The following is a 14,707-nucleotide window of genomic DNA, read 5'->3' on the forward strand; positions in this document are numbered from 1 at the left end:
AGGCCCCGCTATCGCGGTGGCAGGGCGCCTTGTCCGCCATCGTGAGAGGGATGACCAGGCGGCGCCCTGCCGACGTCGATCGCGGACGCGGGTTCACCAACAGACAATCAGGTGCCGGTGAGGTGTTCGGGACGCACCGGGACACGGGGCAGCGCGAGCCCGGTGGCCGCGCGGATGGCCGCGACGATCGCCGGGGTGGACGAGATCGTCGGCGGTTCGCCGACCCCGCGCAGACCATACGGCGCGTTGGGGTCGGGCCGTTCGAGGACGTCGATGTCCATCGGCGGCATGTCCAGCACGGTCGGGATCAGGTAGTCGGTGAACGACGGGTTGCGGATCTTCCCGTCGGCGGTCTGGATCTCCTCCATCACCGCGAGCCCGAGCCCTTGTGCGGACCCGCCCTGGATCTGGCCGAGGACCGCCTGCGGGTTCAGCGCCTTGCCGACGTCCTGCGCGCAGTCGAGCGCGACGACCTTGATCAGGCCGAGTTCGGTGTCGACGTCCACGACCGCGCGGTGTGCCGCGAAACCGTACTGGACGTGCGCGTTTCCTTGCCCCGTCTCGGGATCGATGGGCACCGTCGGCCGGTGACGCCATTCCACGGTCTCGTCGAAGACCTCGTCGCCGAGGACGTCGGCGAGGTCCGCGAGCACGCTGCCGTCGGCGGAGACGACCTTGTTCGCGACGACGTTCACCTTCCCGTCCGCGGCGAGTTTGCCCGCCAGGTGCTTGTGCAGCCCCGAACGCACCGCGACGCATGCCGCCTGCACGGCGCCACCGGTGACGTAGCTCTGCCGGGAGGCGGACGTCGAGCCGCCGTTGCCGATGTTGGTGTCCATCGGCAGGATCGTCACCTGCTCGATGCCGAGTTCGGTCCGCACGATCTGCTGCATGATCGTGACCAGGCCCTGGCCGACCTCGCAGGCGGCGGTGTGCACGGTCGCCGCCGGTTCGCCGCCGACGAGCTGCAACCGCACGCGGGCGGTCGAGTAGTCGTCGAAACCCTCGGAGAAACAGATGTTCTTGATGCCGACCGCGTATCCGACACCCCGGACGACGCCCTCGCCGTGCGTGGTGTTGGAGACGCCGCCGGGCATGCGGCGCAGGTCGAGTTCCTGGTGCGTGACCGGCAACGGCTTGGCGCGCAGGCGTTCCAGCAGTTCGGCGACCGGGGCGGCCGAGTCGACCACCTGCCCGGTGGGCATGACGCTACCTTCGGCCATCGCGTTGCGGATCCGGATGTCGACCGGGTCGATCCCGCACGCCTCGGCGAGTTTGTCCATTTGGGACTCGTAGGCGAAACCCGCCTGCACCGCGCCGAAGCCGCGCATCGCGCCACAAGGCGGGTTGTTGGTGTACACACCCCAGCAATCGACCGAAGCACTGTCCACATTGTACGGTCCGACGCCGAGGGTGGCGGCGTTCGCGACCACCGCGCCGGTGGACGACGCGTACGCGCCGCCGTCCAGGTACAGCTTCGCCTTCACGTAGACGAGCCGGCCGTCCTTGTCGGCACCGTGCTCGTAGTACATTTTCGCCGGGTGGCGGTGCACGTGACCGTAGAAGGATTCCTCGCGGTTGTAGACCATCTTGACCGGCTTGCCGGTGTGCAGCGCCAGCAAACACGCGTGGACCTGGATCGAGAGGTCCTCGCGGCCGCCGAACGCGCCGCCGACCCCGCCCAGCGTCAGCCGCACCTTGTCCTTGGGCAGGCCGAGCGCGGCGACGATCTGCTGCTGGTCGACGTGAAGCCACTGCGTGGCCACGTAAAGGTCGACGCCGCCTTCGGTGTCCGGGATCGCCATACCCGACTCCGGCCCGAGGAAGGCCTGGTCCTGCATGCCGACCTCGTAGACCCCGGACACCACGACGTCGGCCTTCACCGACTGGTCGCCGTGCCGGATCTTCGCGTGGCGCACGACGTTCCCGCCGGGGTGCAGTTCGGCTCCCTCGCCGGCGGCGGCCTTCTCGGAGTCGGTCACCGGTTCGAGGACCTCGTAGGAGACCTTGATCCGCTTCATCGCCCGGCGCGCGGTCTCGGGGTGGTCCGCGGCGACGAGCGCGACGGGCTCGCCCTGGTAGCGCACGACATCGACGGCGAGCACCGGCTGATCCGCGTGCTCCAGGCCGTACTTGTTCACGCCCGGCACGTCTTCGTGCGTCAGCACCGCGTACACCCCTTGCACCGCAAGGGCTTCGGTGATGTCGATGCCGGTGATCCGCGCGTACGGATGCGGGCTGCGCAACGTCGCGCCCCACAACATGTCCTCGTGCCACAGGTCCGAGGAGTAGGCGAATTCGCCGCGGACCTTGACCGTTCCGTCGGGTCGCTGCGGGCTCGTCCCCACCCCGTTGCCGGTGGTCTGCCTGGAGACTTCCGTGGTGGTCATACCGTCTCCCTCAGCCGCGCACTGGCCACGGCCAGCTCACGGGCGATCTCGTCTTCGGATTCCTCGCGCAGTGTTCCGCCTTCGACGACGGTCGCGCCGCCGACGTACAGCCGCTCGACCGGCGGGGTCGTGCCGAGCACCAGGGCGGCGACCGGGTCGGTGATCCCGGCGTGGTTCAGGCCGTTCAGATTCCAGACCGCGAGGTCGGCGAGCTTGCCGACCTCGATCGAGCCCAGATCCTTTTGGCGGCCGAGGCAGCGCGCGCCGCCCATCGTGCCCATCCACAACGCCTCCCGCGTGGTCAGCGCGCGGGGCCCGCCGCGTTGACGGGCCAGGAGCAGCGACTGGTGCAGTTCTTCGCCGAGGCCACCGGATTCGTTGGACGCGGCGCCGTCGACGCCGAGCCCCACCGGCACCCCGGCGTCGAGCAGCTGCCGGACCGGGGCGATCCCGGCGCCGAGGCGCCCGTTGGACGTCGGGCAGTGGGCCGCGCCGGTGCCGGTCGCGCCCATCCGCCGGATCGCCTCCGGGGCGAGATGGACCGAGTGCGCGAGCCAGACGTCGTCGGCGAGCCAGCCGAGTTTGTCGGCGTACTCGGCCGGAGTGCAGCCGACTTCGGCTAGGCACTGCTTCTCCTCGTCGACCGTCTCGGCGAGATGCGTGTGGAGCCGGACGCCCTTGCGGCGCGCCAGTTCCGCCGCGCCGCTCATCAGCCGCTCGCTCACCGAGAACGGCGAACACGGGCCGGCCGCGATCTGCAGGTGGGCACCCGCGGAGTCGTCGTGGAACCGCTCGATCGCGGCCTCGGTGCCGAGCAGCGCGGCCTCGGTCTCCTCGACGAGGTTGTCCGGCGGGAGCCCACCCTGTGACTCGCCCCGGTCCATCGAGCCACGCACGACGTGCAGCCGCACGCCGACCCGGATCCGGGCGGCGGCGAGGGCCTCGACCTGGTCGCCGCCGTCGCGCGGGAAGACGTAGTGGTGGTCGGCGACCGTGGTGCAGCCGGTGGTCGCGAGCCGGGTGAGCCCGGCCGTGGCCGCCGCGTGCGTGATCTCGGCATCGAGCCTGCCCCAGACCGGGTACAGCGCGACAAGCCATTCGAAGAGCGTGTGGTCGGCGGCGAGGCCGCGCGTGGCCCACTGATAGAGGTGGTGGTGGGTGTTGATCAGTCCAGGGGTGACCAGGCAGCCGGAGCCGTCGACGCGTTCGTCGTACTCGTCGTCGGGCGCCTTCCCCGCGCCGACCGCCGCGATCCGGTCGTTCTCGATGACGACGTGACCCGAGGCGTGTTCGGTGCCCGCTCCGTCGACGGTCGCGATCGCGGCGTTCTCGATGACGGTCTTCACGTGGCTTCTCCCCTGGTCGCGGCCAGCCGGACGGCGTCGAGGATCTTCTCGTATCCGGTACACCGGCAGAGGTTCCCCGCCAGCGCCTCGCGAATCTCCTCGTCGGCGGGGTTTTCGACGCGGTTCAGCAGATCGTGCGCCGCCACCACGAGACCGGGGGTGCAGAAGCCACATTGGACGGCTCCCGCGTCCACAAAGGACTGCTGGACCCGATCCAGCTTGTCCCCCTCGGCGAGCCCTTCGACCGTACGGACCTCACGGCCCTCGACCTGACCGGCCGCGACCAGGCAGGAGCACACCGGGACGTCGTCGAGATACACCGTGCAGGAGCCGCATTCGCCCTGTTCACAGGCATTCTTGGAGCCCGGGAGACCGAGCCGCTCGCGGAGGACGTAGAGCAGGCTTTCCCCCTCCCAGACGTCGTCGGCCTGGCGGGACTCGCCGTTGATCGTCACGTTCACGCGCACTCGCGTTCACCCTTCTGGAAGTCGTTCCACGCCCAGGTCAGCGTTCGTCGCGCCAGGACGGACAGCGCGTGCCTGCGGTAGTCGGCGCTGCCACGGACGTCGTCGATCGGCGACGCCGCCTCCGACACCAGCTCACCGAACCGGCGTTTGACGGAATCCGTGATCGAAGCCTTGGTGGACCAGGGAAGTTCGTCGCCGAGGAACTCTTCGGCGGCGGTCGCGCGACGCGGGGTCGGCGCCGCCGAACCGACGGCCGCGCGGATCTCGCGCGTGTCCAGGTGCAGCGCCAGCGCGAACGAGCAGACCGCGATGACCATCGCGTTGCGCGTCCCGACCTTGGCGAACTGCTGCGGGCCGGCCTCGGCGGGCAGGTGCACCGCGGTGATCAGCTCGTCGGGTTCGAGGGCGTTGCGTTTGACGCCGAGGTAGAACTCCTCGGCCGGGATCAGCCGGGTGCCGCGGACGGAGGCGACCTCGACCTCGGCACCGAGCACGAGCAGGACGGGATGCGTGTCGCCGGCCGGCGAAGCGGCGCCGAGGTTGCCGCCGACGGTGCCCCGGTTGCGGATCTGGGGTGAGCCGACGGTGCGCGAGGCCATGGCCAGCGCGGGCAGAACTTCACCCAGCTCAGCGATCACCCGGACGTAGGGCACCGAGGCGCCGAGCCGGATCTTGCCGTCGCTCTCACTCCACTCGGCGAGTTCGGTGACACGGTTGAGGTCGAGCAGCGCACCGGGGCGGCGGTGGTCGAAGTTGAGCTCCACCATGACGTCCGTACCGCCCGCGATGGGCACCGCGTCGGGTCGCTCGGCCTTGACGGCGAGCGCCTCGGTCAGCGAGCTGGGGCGCAGGAAATCCACTCTCGGGCTCCTCGGTTCGGCGGCGTTGTGTGACGGCTGACTCAGTAGACGCCCTGCGCCCATACGGCGGCAACGGTGCCGAAGCATGAAATCTCCCCTGCACGCACCGGTCGTTTTGTGCTTTCCTACAAACCTGATGACGACCGTGAAAACTCTGCTGGCGCTCCCCGGGCTGCGCTTGCGCGTACGCGCCGGGACGGCCTTGCTCGACCGTCCGGTGTCCAGGATCTACGTCACGGAGCTGCCCGATCCCGGGCGGTACGTGTCGGCGGGCGAACTCGTCCTGAGCGGGTTGCTGTGGTGGCGCGGGCCGGGTGATTCCGAGGCCTTCGTCGCCGCGCTGGCGAAGGCCGGTGCGGCGGCGCTGGCGGCGTCCGGGGCGGATTCCGACGGCATTCCCGAAGACCTCGTCGAAGCCTGTACGCGCCATGGGATCCCGTTGCTGGAAGTGCCGGCGGATCTGTCGTTCTCGGTCGTCACCGAACGGGTCGTGCTGGCCTTGGCCGCGGCCGCGGAAGGCGCCCGCAAACGTTTGCTTTCGGCGGCGACGGAGGACTCTTCGGTCGAGGCCCTCCTGGAACGAGCACGCGGCGAGATCGGCCTCCCCTGCTGGGTGGTGCCCGTCGGCACCCCGTCGGATCTGGTGCGCCGGTTCGTCGCCGCGGGCGGGCGGTCCCTGGAAGCCGACGACGTCTCTGTCCGGCCTGTCGGCGGCAGGCACGCGTTGCCATGGCTGCTCGCGATCGGCGGCACACTGACCGCCGCCCAGGCGGAGATCGCCGAAGAACTCGCCGGGCTGATCGGCCTCGCGCGCACGCGGGCGGACGAGGTGCGCGCCGTCACCGACCGGGTGCTCGAACCGTTGCTCGCCGCGCTCGGCGAGGGAAGCGATCCGCACGCGGCGCTGGCCGCGACCGGGTTGCGCGGCGACCTGAGGTTCGTCGTCGCGCGCACCGAAGGATCCGAAGCGGCGCGCGGCATCCTGACGGAACTCCTGCCGACGGGCGCACTGGTCGGCCCCGCCGGGGAAACCACCTGGGCGGTGGCCGAGGACGACGGCGAGTGGCCGGAAGAGTGGCCGGCCACGGTGACCGCCGCACTGTCCACAGTGGAGCCGCTGTTGCCGTGCCGCCGGGTGCTGATCGGCATCAGCGACCGCTCCCCGGTCTCCGTGCTCCGGGGCGCGAAGGAGGTCGCGCGGTACGCGCTGGCCGTGGCGGCGGAACGGCCCGGCACGATCGAGGTCGTCCCCGGCGGCGAGATCGGCATGCACCGGCTGCTGCTGGCGGGCACACCCGACGACCTGCGGGCGGCGTTGCGGCGCCGGGTGCTGGGCCCGCTGCTGAGCTACGACGCCGAGCAGGGCACCGATCTGGTGCACACCCTGCGCGTCTTCCTCGAATGTTCCGGCTCGCCGACGCGGGCCGCGCGGGCGCTGCACGTCCACGTCAACACGTTGCGGTACCGGATCGGGCGCGCGAGCGAACTGCTCGGCACCGACCTGACCGAGTTCACCGAACAGCTCGACGTCTATTTGGCCTTGTCGGCAGGGAGCTGAAATGGGCATCACCACGGCGAAAGAAGCCGCCTACGACCCGCGCGTGGTCGCCTTCGGCCGGATGATGGGCGCCGCGAACCGGCTCGAATACCTGCTCGGCCGCGCGCTGGAGGCCGAATGCGGGATCTCGCATCTGATGTTCGAGGTCCTGCTCATCGTCGGGAGGTCGGGGGCCGCCGGGATGAGCATGCGGGCGATCGCGCAGGAACAGGTGCTGACCACCGGCGGCGCGACCAGGCTGGTCGACCGGATGACCACCCTCGGTCTTGTCGTCCGTGCGTCCGATCCCCAGGACCGTCGCGTGCAGCTCGTGCGGCTGACCGCGCAGGGCGAGGAGACGACGGTGCGGGCGGCGCGGGTGCACGTCGAGAACATCCAGCGGCTCTTCCTCGATCCGCTGCCCGCCGACCACCGTGAACGGTTCGCGCAGGACCTCCGGACGCTGAGCCACTCGGCACGTGACGCACTCCCCAAGCTCCGATAGGAATATCTGACCAGTCAGACATCGTTGGGTCTCGTCATGAAGCTCATCTATGTCTTCGACGCGTATTGCGGCTGGTCGTACGGGTTCGCCCGCACCATGGCCGACGTCGCGCACCGGCATCCGGACCTGCCGGTCGAGGTGGTGTCCGGCGGTCTGTTCCTCGGCGGGCGCCGCGTCCCGATCCGGCAGTTCGGCTACGTCCAGGGAGCCAACGCCGAGATCACCCGCCGGACCGGCGCGCCGTTCGGGGAGAGCTACGAACGGCTCATCTCGGACGGGGAGTTCGTCATGGACTCCGAAGCCGCCGCCTGCGGGATGGCGGCGTTGCGCGAGGTCGGGCCGGACCGCGCGGTACGGCTCGCGGCGCTCCTGCAGGAGGCGTTCTACCTGGATGGGCTGAGCCTGTCCGAGGTCTCGACCTATCGCGTGGTCGCGCAGCGGGCAGGCCTGGACGCGGACGCCGTCGAGGCCGCGCTGGACCGCGTTTCCGCGGCGGACGACTTCCGGCGGGCGCGGGAACTGGGCGTCACCGGCTATCCGACTCTTTTGGCCTCCTTGCCGTCGGAGCAGGTGGTGACGCTGGTCGCCGGGAACGCGAGCGCGGACGAGGTGGAACGGCGCATCGGCGCGCTGGTTTCCTAGACTCGGCGCCATGTCTCCTTCTTCGGTGTTGCGCCAGGCGATGCCCTCGGACGCCGACGCGGTCGCGAAGATCTGGTACCAGGGCTGGCAGGACGGCCATCTCGGCCACGTGCCCGACTCACTCGTCCGGATCCGCACCCGCGATTCGTTCTGGACACGGGCCGCGGACCGCGTCGGCGACACCACCGTCGCCGTGCTGGACGGTGAGGTGGCGGGTTTCGTGATGGTCGTCGGCGACGAGGTCGAACAGGTCTACGTTTCGCCGGACCATCGCGGTAGCGGAGTGGCAGGCGTGCTGCTCGCGGAGGCCGAACGGTTGGTGAGCGCGGGCGGACATTCGCGCGCTTGGCTCGCGGTGGCGCCGGGGAACGCGCGGGCGCGGCGATTCTACGAGCGCTGCGGATGGGCCGACGAGGGCGAGTTCGACAATCGGGTCGACGGCCCCGACGGACTGGTCTCGGTGCCCTGCCTGCGCTACGTGAAGCCGGTTTGAGTTCCGCATTCAGCCGACTAATTGCGGCGCTCTTTCAATGCGCAGCTTCAGGCTGGACGCCGCCGGTCGGGGCCGGGCGCATTTAGCCGACTAAATGCGACGCGGTTTCCTTGCGTGATCTCCAGGCTGGTTCATCACGGTGATTGGGCAGTACGGATGGCGGCCGATGGGTTACCGGAGTTCATCCCGCCCCAGTACCGGGATCCGCTCCGACACCCCCGCCGCAACACCCTGCACCACCCCTGAACCCCTAGGAGCCCGTCGCCGGCGGACGCGCCTCGGTCGTTGATGAAGGATTCGGGACGCTCAACGTCCCAAATGCTTCATCAACGATGGAGGCGGGCTTCGTGGATGCGCGGCTGGCTCAGAGGAAGATCTTGACCAGCTGATCCTGACCGTCCGGATCCCTCAGCACGACCTGTTTGCCCGCGCGGAGTTCCGCGTCGACGAACTCGTAGATCAGCAGCGCACGGTTGACCAGGTCGACCTTTTTCAACCCGGTGCGCTCCTGCAGTTTGCCCAGCGCGTCGACCGCCTCGGCGATCAGCGCGACGTTGACGCGATCGACCACCGCGGGGCGGCCGGTCGCGGTCTCCTCGACCGATGGCATACCCGCTCCCTTCCCCTGCGGCCGTTGGGCCGCCTGTCCATGCTGACACAGAAGGTGCGCGTTAACCACATTTTCCACACTGAAAATGTGCTAGATGGGTTGCGATCTTCCACACGACGGTCCTACAGTGGGTCTCGGCCCTTCGGGGCCGAGCCGGACCGGCATCCGTCCCATGCGACGGACGGCAAGTGCGACCACTCACTTCGTCGGTCTGGAAGGAGGAACGCGGTACGCGGGTTGGAGAGGGGAAATCCGCGAGCCGCAGTTTCTGGAGGGAGACGGAGGCGATCCGAGTCGCCTCCGGGCAAAGTGGTCCCCAGCGTGATGGGCCAATCCCGGCCCGCCCGACTGGGTCGGAAAGGGCATGCGCATGGCTGCCGAACTCGAGGGCCCGGGAGAGACCGCGCCCGTGGAAGCAGTACCGAGCTGGGCCGAGACACCGAGCCCGCTCGCCAGGGTCAGGATCGAAACGACCGAACTGAGGGCCGAAGCGGCGGTGCCCGCCGCTGAAACCCCTCGATTCCTCGCGACGATCCTGAACACGTCGTTGGTGCTCGGAGCCGTACTCGGCCCGGCGCTCACGTTGCAGGTGGTTCCGGCCGCCTTTCCGGTGTGGGCGACGGCTGGAACGATCGCAGCCCAGCTCGCCATGCTGGCGCTGGTCGCGAAGTCCGCCTAACGCCGCCGAGCGAGCAGCGGTTGAGTGAGCGCCTGCCACGAAAGGCGCTCACTCAACCGCTACTCACGGAGTTCGACGCGCGTAGCCGTCCAGTTCCGCCCGCGAGAACGAAAGCTCCCCCACGTCCACGGCTCCACAATCCAGCCCGCGCACCAAGAAGTTCGCCAGAGCCTGAGCGGTCGCCGGCTCGTCCAGCACGCCACGACCAGTCTGGTCCGCATAGTCCCGCAACCGGCCCAGCGCGGCCGGGAAACCTTCACGGAAGAACGCGTACGTGGCGGCGAACCGGGTCGGCAGTTGATGCGGATGCAGATCCCAGCCCTGATAGAAGCCGCGTTCGAGGGATCGCCGCACGAGCCGCAGATGTTCGCGCCAGGCCGGGAGGATCGCGTCGCCGACGGGCAGCTTGTTCGTCGAACCGTCGGAAAGCCGGACGCCGGTGCCCGCGGCCGAAACCTGCATGAGCTGCTTGGCGAAGTCGGCAGCCGGATGTTCCATGCTCTGGTACTCGGCGCTGATCCCGAGCCCGGCGCTGTAGTCGTAGGTTCCGTAGTGCAGGCCCGAACACCGGCCGCGCGCGGCTTCGATGATCCGCGGCACCGCCACCGTCCCATCGATGTCCACAATGGACTGGGCGGTCTCGATCTGGACTTCGAACCGCAGCGCGCCGTCGGGCAGCCCGTACGCGGATTCGAGGCGCTCCAGGACGTCCGCCGCCACTTCGACCTGCTCGACGGCGGTCACCTTCGGCAGCGTGACGACGAAACCGTCCGGCAGCGGGCCGCTTTCCAGCAACCCGGCCAGGAAGAGGTCGAGAGTGCGGATGCCGCGGCGGCGGGTCGCCTGCTCGAAACTCTTGAACCGGATGCCCACGAACGGCGTGCCGCCCGTGACGGCCAGGGTCCGCCCGGCGGCGAGCGCGATGGCGTCCTCTTCGTCGTCGCCCGGCCTGCCGAGGCCGTCTTCGAAGTCGATCCGCAGATCCTCGATCGGCTCGGTCAGCAGTTTGGTCCGGACCCGGTCGGCGATGTCCGCGTCCAGGCCCAGCTTGTCGGCGTGCTCGCCGAAGACCCGCAGGGCCTGTTTGCCCCAGTCCGCCACGAGCCGCGTCTTGTACTGCGACGCGGGCACGTACACGGTGTGCACGGGCTGGCGGCCGGGCGGCTCGCCGGGGTACTTGGCCGTGACGCGCGCGTCGGCCTCGGCGAGGCGCGCGTCAGCGGCGGTGTAGACGTCCTCGGTGAGCCGCCCGTTCCCCATCTGTCTACTTGATCCGTTCGTAGGCGGGCAGGGTCAGGAAGTCCGGGAACTCGTCGGCGAGCGCGACCTGCTCGAACAGCTCGACGGCGGGCTCCAGCAGTTCCGGCTTGATCTCGGCGGTGAGTTCACCGCGGACTTCGGCCAGCACGCCGCGCACCAGTTCGGCCGTGACCTTGTCGCCGGTGTCGAGCTGAGTGCCGTTGCGCACCCACTGCCACACCTGCGAACGCGAGATCTCCGCGGTGGCCGCGTCCTCCATCAGGTTGTGGATGGCCGCCGCGCCGTTTCCGCTCAGCCACGAGGCGATGTAGCGGATGCCGACGTCGACGGCGGCACGAAGCCCGGCCGCGGTGGCGCCGCCCGGCGTCGAAGCCGCGTCGAGCAGCTGGTCGGCGGTGACGGACACCTCGTCGCGGGTGCGGTCGAGCTGGTTCGGCTTGTCGCCGAGGACCTTGTCGAACTCCTCACGGCAGATGTCCACCATGCCGGGGTGCGCGACCCAGGAACCGTCGAAGCCGTCGCCCGCTTCACGGCTCTTGTCGGCGCGGACCTTGTCGAGCGCCGCCGCGGTGACCTCCGGGTCCTTGCGGTTCGGGATGAACGCGGCCATACCGCCGATCGCGAACGCGCCGCGCTTGTGGCAGGTGCGCACCAGCAGCTCGGTGTACGCGCGCATGAACGGCGCGGTCATGGTGACCGAGTTGCGGTCCGGCAGCACGAACTTCTCGCCCGCGTCGCGGAAGTACTTGATGACGCTGAACAGGTAGTCCCAGCGGCCGGCGTTGAGGCCGGAGGCGTGCTCGCGCAGCTCGTAGAGGATCTCCTCCATCTCGAACGCGGCCGGGATGGTCTCGATCAACACGGTCGCGCGGACGGTGCCGTGCTCGATGCCGAGCGTCTTCTCCGCGTGGGTGAAGACGTCGTTCCAGAGCCGGGCTTCGAGGTGGCTCTCCATCTTCGGCAGGTAGAAGTACGGACCCTTGCCGCGATTGAGCAGCTCCTGCGCGTTGTGGAAGAAGTGCAGCCCGAAGTCGACCAGCGCGCCGACGGCCTGACGCCCGCCGAAGGACAGACCGCGCTCGTCGAGGTGCCAGCCGCGCGGGCGGACGACGATGGTCGCGTGCTCGACGTCGTCCTTCAGCGCGTAGCTCTTGCCACCGCTTTCCAGCGTGATGGTCTCGCGGACCGCGTCGTACAGGTTGACCTGGCCGGAGACGACGTTCGCCCAGTGCGGCGTGTTGGCGTCCTCGAGGTCGGCCAGCCAGACCTTCGCGCCGGAGTTCAGCGCGTTGATGGTCATCTTGCGGTCGGTCGGGCCGGTGATCTCGACACGACGGTCACGCAGGGCGGGCGGCGCCTCGGCGACCTTCCAGTCGCCCTCGCGGATCTCCTTGGTCTCGGGCAGGAAGTCGAGCTTGCCGGTGGTCCTGGCCTCCTCGCGGCGCTTGCTCCTGGCCTGCAGCAGCTCGTCACGGCGGGCGGCGAAGGCCTCGTGCAGGCCGGCGAGGAAGGCGAGGGCCTCCGGCGTGAGGATTTCGTCCCCGCGCTCGACCGGATCGCCGAGCACCTGAGCTTCAGACATGAGTAACACCCCGAGTTCGGATAAATAACGTCCCTACGGTTTTACATGACGGACTATAGTTTCTGCATAGCGGAACATCAACGCCGACGTAAGGAGTACCACGATGGCGGCGGAGAAGAACGGGCGCGACGGCGGCGTCCAGTCCCTTCAGCGGGCCTTCGAGCTCCTCGAGCATCTCGCGGACACCGGCGGTGAGGCCAGTCTTTCGGAGCTGGCGACGCTGTCCGGGTTGCCGATGCCGACCATCCACCGGCTGATCAGGACGCTGGTGGATCTGGGTTACGTCCGGCAGAACACCAACCGCCGGTACGCGCTGGGCGCCCGCCTCATCCGGCTGGGTGAGAACGCCAGCATGCAGTTCGGCTCGTGGGCCCGCCCGCTGCTCGCGGAGCTGGTCGACGAGGTCGGCGAGACCGCGAACCTCGCCGTCCTGGAGCGGGACGAGGTCGTCTACGTCGCCCAGGTGCCCTCGAAGCACTCGATGCGGATGTTCACCGAGGTCGGACGGCGTCTCCTGCCGCACGGCACCGGTGTGGGGAAGGCGATGCTGGCGCATCTGCCGTCCGACGACGTCACGGCGCTGCTCGCCCGGACGGGCATGCCCTCCTACACCGAGCACACCTTCACCGACCAGGACGCGCTTCTGCGCGAGCTGGCGAAAATCGCCCAGCAGGGTTACGCGCTCGACGAAGCGGAGCAGGAGCTGGGCGTCCGTTGCGTCGCCGTCGCGGTCCCGGGGGCGCCGGTGCCGGCGGCCGTCTCGGTGTCCGGGCCGTCGGGACGGCTCACGATGGAGGCCGTCGAGCGGATCGCGCCCGTCGTCCAGCGGATCGCGACCTCGCTCGGTTCGACCCTTTCGAAGGACGGGGTCACCGTTTGAGCCTGACCTGCAGGCCGTCCAGCCCGTAGCGGAACTTCACGTCACGGGCCGCGGCGGGCTCCTGGTGCCTCGCAGTCCGCTAGCTGCTGAGCAGGGCCTCGACGAACGCGCCCGGCTCGAACGGCGCCAGATCGTCCGGCCCCTCCCCGAGGCCGACCAGCTTGACCGGCACCCCGAGTTCGCGCTGCACCTGGAAGACGATGCCGCCCTTCGCGGTGCCGTCCAGTTTGGTCAGCACGATGCCGGTGACGTCGATGACCTCCGAGAACACGCGGGCCTGCATCAGCCCGTTCTGCCCGGTGGTGGCGTCGAGCACCAGCAGCACCTCGTCGACCTTCGCCTGCTTCTCGACGACTCGCTTGACCTTGCCCAGCTCGTCCATCAGGCCGGTCTTGGTGTGCAGACGGCCGGCCGTGTCGACCAGGACCGCGTCCACCCCCGCCTCGGTGCCGCGTTTCACGGCGTCGAAGGCGACCGCCGCCGGGTCCGCGCCTTCCTTGCCGCGCACGACCTCCGCGCCGACCCGCTCGGCCCACGTCTGGAGCTGGTCCGCCGCGGCGGCACGGAAGGTGTCGGCCGCGCCGAGCACCACGGTGCTCCCCTGCGCGACGAGCACCCGGGCGAGTTTGCCGGTGGTGGTGGTCTTGCCGGTGCCGTTGACCCCGGCGACCAGCACCACGGCCGGCTGCTTCTTGCCGTCGACGGTATGCGGCAGCGCGCGGACGGCCCGGACCGCGTCGGTCGACAGGGCGGCGGTCAGCACCTCCTGCAAGACCGTGCGCGCCTCCTCGGACGTCCGCACGGCGCGTCGCTTCAGCTCGTCACGAAGACGTTCGACGATCTCGGTGGTCGTCGCGGCACCCAGGTCCGCCATGAGCAGCGTGTCTTCGACGTCCTGCCAGGAGTCCTCGTCCAGGTCGCCGGCGCCCAGCAGGCCGAGCAGGCTCTGCCCGAACACCGAACGGGACTTGCCGAGCCTGCCGCGCAGCCGCTCCAGGCGACCGGTGGCCGGGGCGATCTCCTCGGCGGGTGCCGGGGCCGCTTCCTCAGTGGCTTCGGGGGCTTCGACGGGTTCGGGAAGTTCGACGTCGCGCACCGTGCGCTGCGCGGAATCCCTCGGCACCGCGGCGTCGTCCCCGACCGCGGGCTGCCCATCGGTCTCCGGACGATCCTCGACCGGGTGTTCCGGTTCTTCCTCGGTCTTCTCGCCGCCGGGAGCGAGAGCGATCCCGCCTGTCGCGGTATAACCGCCGCCCTTCGGCTTCTCGACGACGTCGGCAGCCTTGGACTCGTCCAGGCTGATCCGGCGGCGGCGCGCGATGAGCAGCCCGGCCACCAGTACGGCGACCAGGACCACGACGGCAACGACAACGATCCAGAACCAGGGGGTACTCGACACGGCGCCATCCTCGCATCCGCACCCCGTCGCGCTCAGACGCCCCACGGGAAGGAAGCC

General features: G+C 69.7%; 14 protein-coding genes. 6 read left to right on the top strand and 8 right to left on the bottom strand.

Going from position 1 to position 14,707, the window contains the following annotated elements:
* Positions 1–107: 107 nt before the first annotated feature.
* From pucD to ACZ3HL_RS10755, 4 genes are read right to left on the bottom strand one after another with little or no spacing between them, the layout of a single operon-like run.
* Entirely contained in the window at positions 108–2,390 is a 2,283-nt protein-coding gene (pucD, locus tag ACZ3HL_RS10740) for a xanthine dehydrogenase subunit D (RefSeq protein ID WP_465530251.1), read from the bottom strand.
* On the bottom strand, positions 2,387–3,736 hold the full coding sequence (locus ACZ3HL_RS10745; RefSeq protein WP_465530253.1) for an 8-oxoguanine deaminase: 1,350 nt from the start codon (positions 3,734–3,736) through the stop codon (positions 2,387–2,389). The genes pucD and ACZ3HL_RS10745 overlap by 4 nt, the downstream gene beginning before the upstream one ends.
* Positions 3,733–4,203 (bottom strand): (2Fe-2S)-binding protein, encoded by a 471-nt coding sequence (locus tag ACZ3HL_RS10750; protein WP_465413484.1) that lies wholly within the window; start codon positions 4,201–4,203, stop codon positions 3,733–3,735. Before ACZ3HL_RS10750 ends, ACZ3HL_RS10745 begins: the two co-directional genes overlap by 4 nt.
* Positions 4,194–5,063, bottom strand: a complete 870-nt coding sequence (locus ACZ3HL_RS10755; protein ID WP_465530255.1) for an FAD binding domain-containing protein — start codon at positions 5,061–5,063, stop codon at positions 4,194–4,196. The genes ACZ3HL_RS10750 and ACZ3HL_RS10755 overlap by 10 nt, the downstream gene beginning before the upstream one ends.
* Before the next feature lie 136 nt (positions 5,064–5,199).
* On the opposite strand from ACZ3HL_RS10755, the gene ACZ3HL_RS10760 reads away from it, so the two are divergent.
* The 4 genes from ACZ3HL_RS10760 to ACZ3HL_RS10775 are packed head-to-tail and all read left to right on the top strand — an operon-like array spanning position 5,200 to position 8,240.
* A complete protein-coding gene (locus tag ACZ3HL_RS10760; RefSeq protein ID WP_465530257.1) occupies positions 5,200–6,621 on the top strand; it encodes a PucR family transcriptional regulator in 1,422 nt (473 codons plus the stop codon).
* A gap of 1 nt (position 6,622) precedes the next feature.
* Entirely contained in the window at positions 6,623–7,105 is a 483-nt protein-coding gene (locus tag ACZ3HL_RS10765) for a MarR family winged helix-turn-helix transcriptional regulator (RefSeq protein ID WP_465413490.1), read from the top strand.
* Positions 7,106–7,141: 36 nt separating this feature from the next.
* Positions 7,142–7,747, top strand: a complete 606-nt coding sequence (locus ACZ3HL_RS10770; RefSeq protein WP_465530259.1) for a DsbA family protein — start codon at positions 7,142–7,144, stop codon at positions 7,745–7,747.
* 10 nt (positions 7,748–7,757) lie between these two features.
* Positions 7,758–8,240: a GNAT family N-acetyltransferase gene (locus ACZ3HL_RS10775; RefSeq protein ID WP_465530261.1), complete on the top strand. Its 483-nt coding sequence runs from the start codon at positions 7,758–7,760 to the stop codon at positions 8,238–8,240.
* Between the two features lie 364 nt (positions 8,241–8,604).
* Here ACZ3HL_RS10775 and ACZ3HL_RS10780 read toward each other — a convergent pair whose 3' ends face one another.
* Complete coding sequence (locus ACZ3HL_RS10780) at positions 8,605–8,850, bottom strand: hypothetical protein (RefSeq protein ID WP_101609689.1); 246 nt, start codon at positions 8,848–8,850, stop codon at positions 8,605–8,607.
* Between the two features lie 370 nt (positions 8,851–9,220).
* Between ACZ3HL_RS10780 and ACZ3HL_RS10785 the strand changes: the two genes are divergently transcribed.
* A complete protein-coding gene (locus ACZ3HL_RS10785; RefSeq protein WP_465530264.1) occupies positions 9,221–9,529 on the top strand; it encodes a hypothetical protein in 309 nt (102 codons plus the stop codon).
* A 63-nt stretch (positions 9,530–9,592) separates the two neighbouring features.
* Here the strand turns inward: ACZ3HL_RS10785 and ACZ3HL_RS10790 are convergent, their stop codons facing one another.
* Together ACZ3HL_RS10790 and aceB are read right to left on the bottom strand one after the other, a co-directional pair.
* Entirely contained in the window at positions 9,593–10,789 is a 1,197-nt protein-coding gene (locus ACZ3HL_RS10790; RefSeq protein ID WP_465530266.1) for a DUF6986 family protein, read from the bottom strand.
* Positions 10,790–10,793: 4 nt separating this feature from the next.
* The gene (gene aceB, locus ACZ3HL_RS10795; protein ID WP_465530268.1) at positions 10,794–12,371 is read right to left on the bottom strand and encodes a malate synthase A; all 1,578 of its coding nucleotides are present in this window, start codon (positions 12,369–12,371) and stop codon (positions 10,794–10,796) included.
* 103 nt (positions 12,372–12,474) lie between these two features.
* Between aceB and ACZ3HL_RS10800 the strand changes: the two genes are divergently transcribed.
* Entirely contained in the window at positions 12,475–13,251 is a 777-nt protein-coding gene (locus ACZ3HL_RS10800) for an IclR family transcriptional regulator (protein WP_465413503.1), read from the top strand.
* Positions 13,252–13,330: 79 nt separating this feature from the next.
* Here ACZ3HL_RS10800 and ftsY read toward each other — a convergent pair whose 3' ends face one another.
* Positions 13,331–14,650, bottom strand: a complete 1,320-nt coding sequence (gene ftsY / locus ACZ3HL_RS10805) for a signal recognition particle-docking protein FtsY (protein WP_465530270.1) — start codon at positions 14,648–14,650, stop codon at positions 13,331–13,333.
* Positions 14,651–14,707 lie beyond the last annotated feature (57 nt).

It is taken from the genome of Amycolatopsis sp. NPDC000009, from assembly GCF_055563465.1.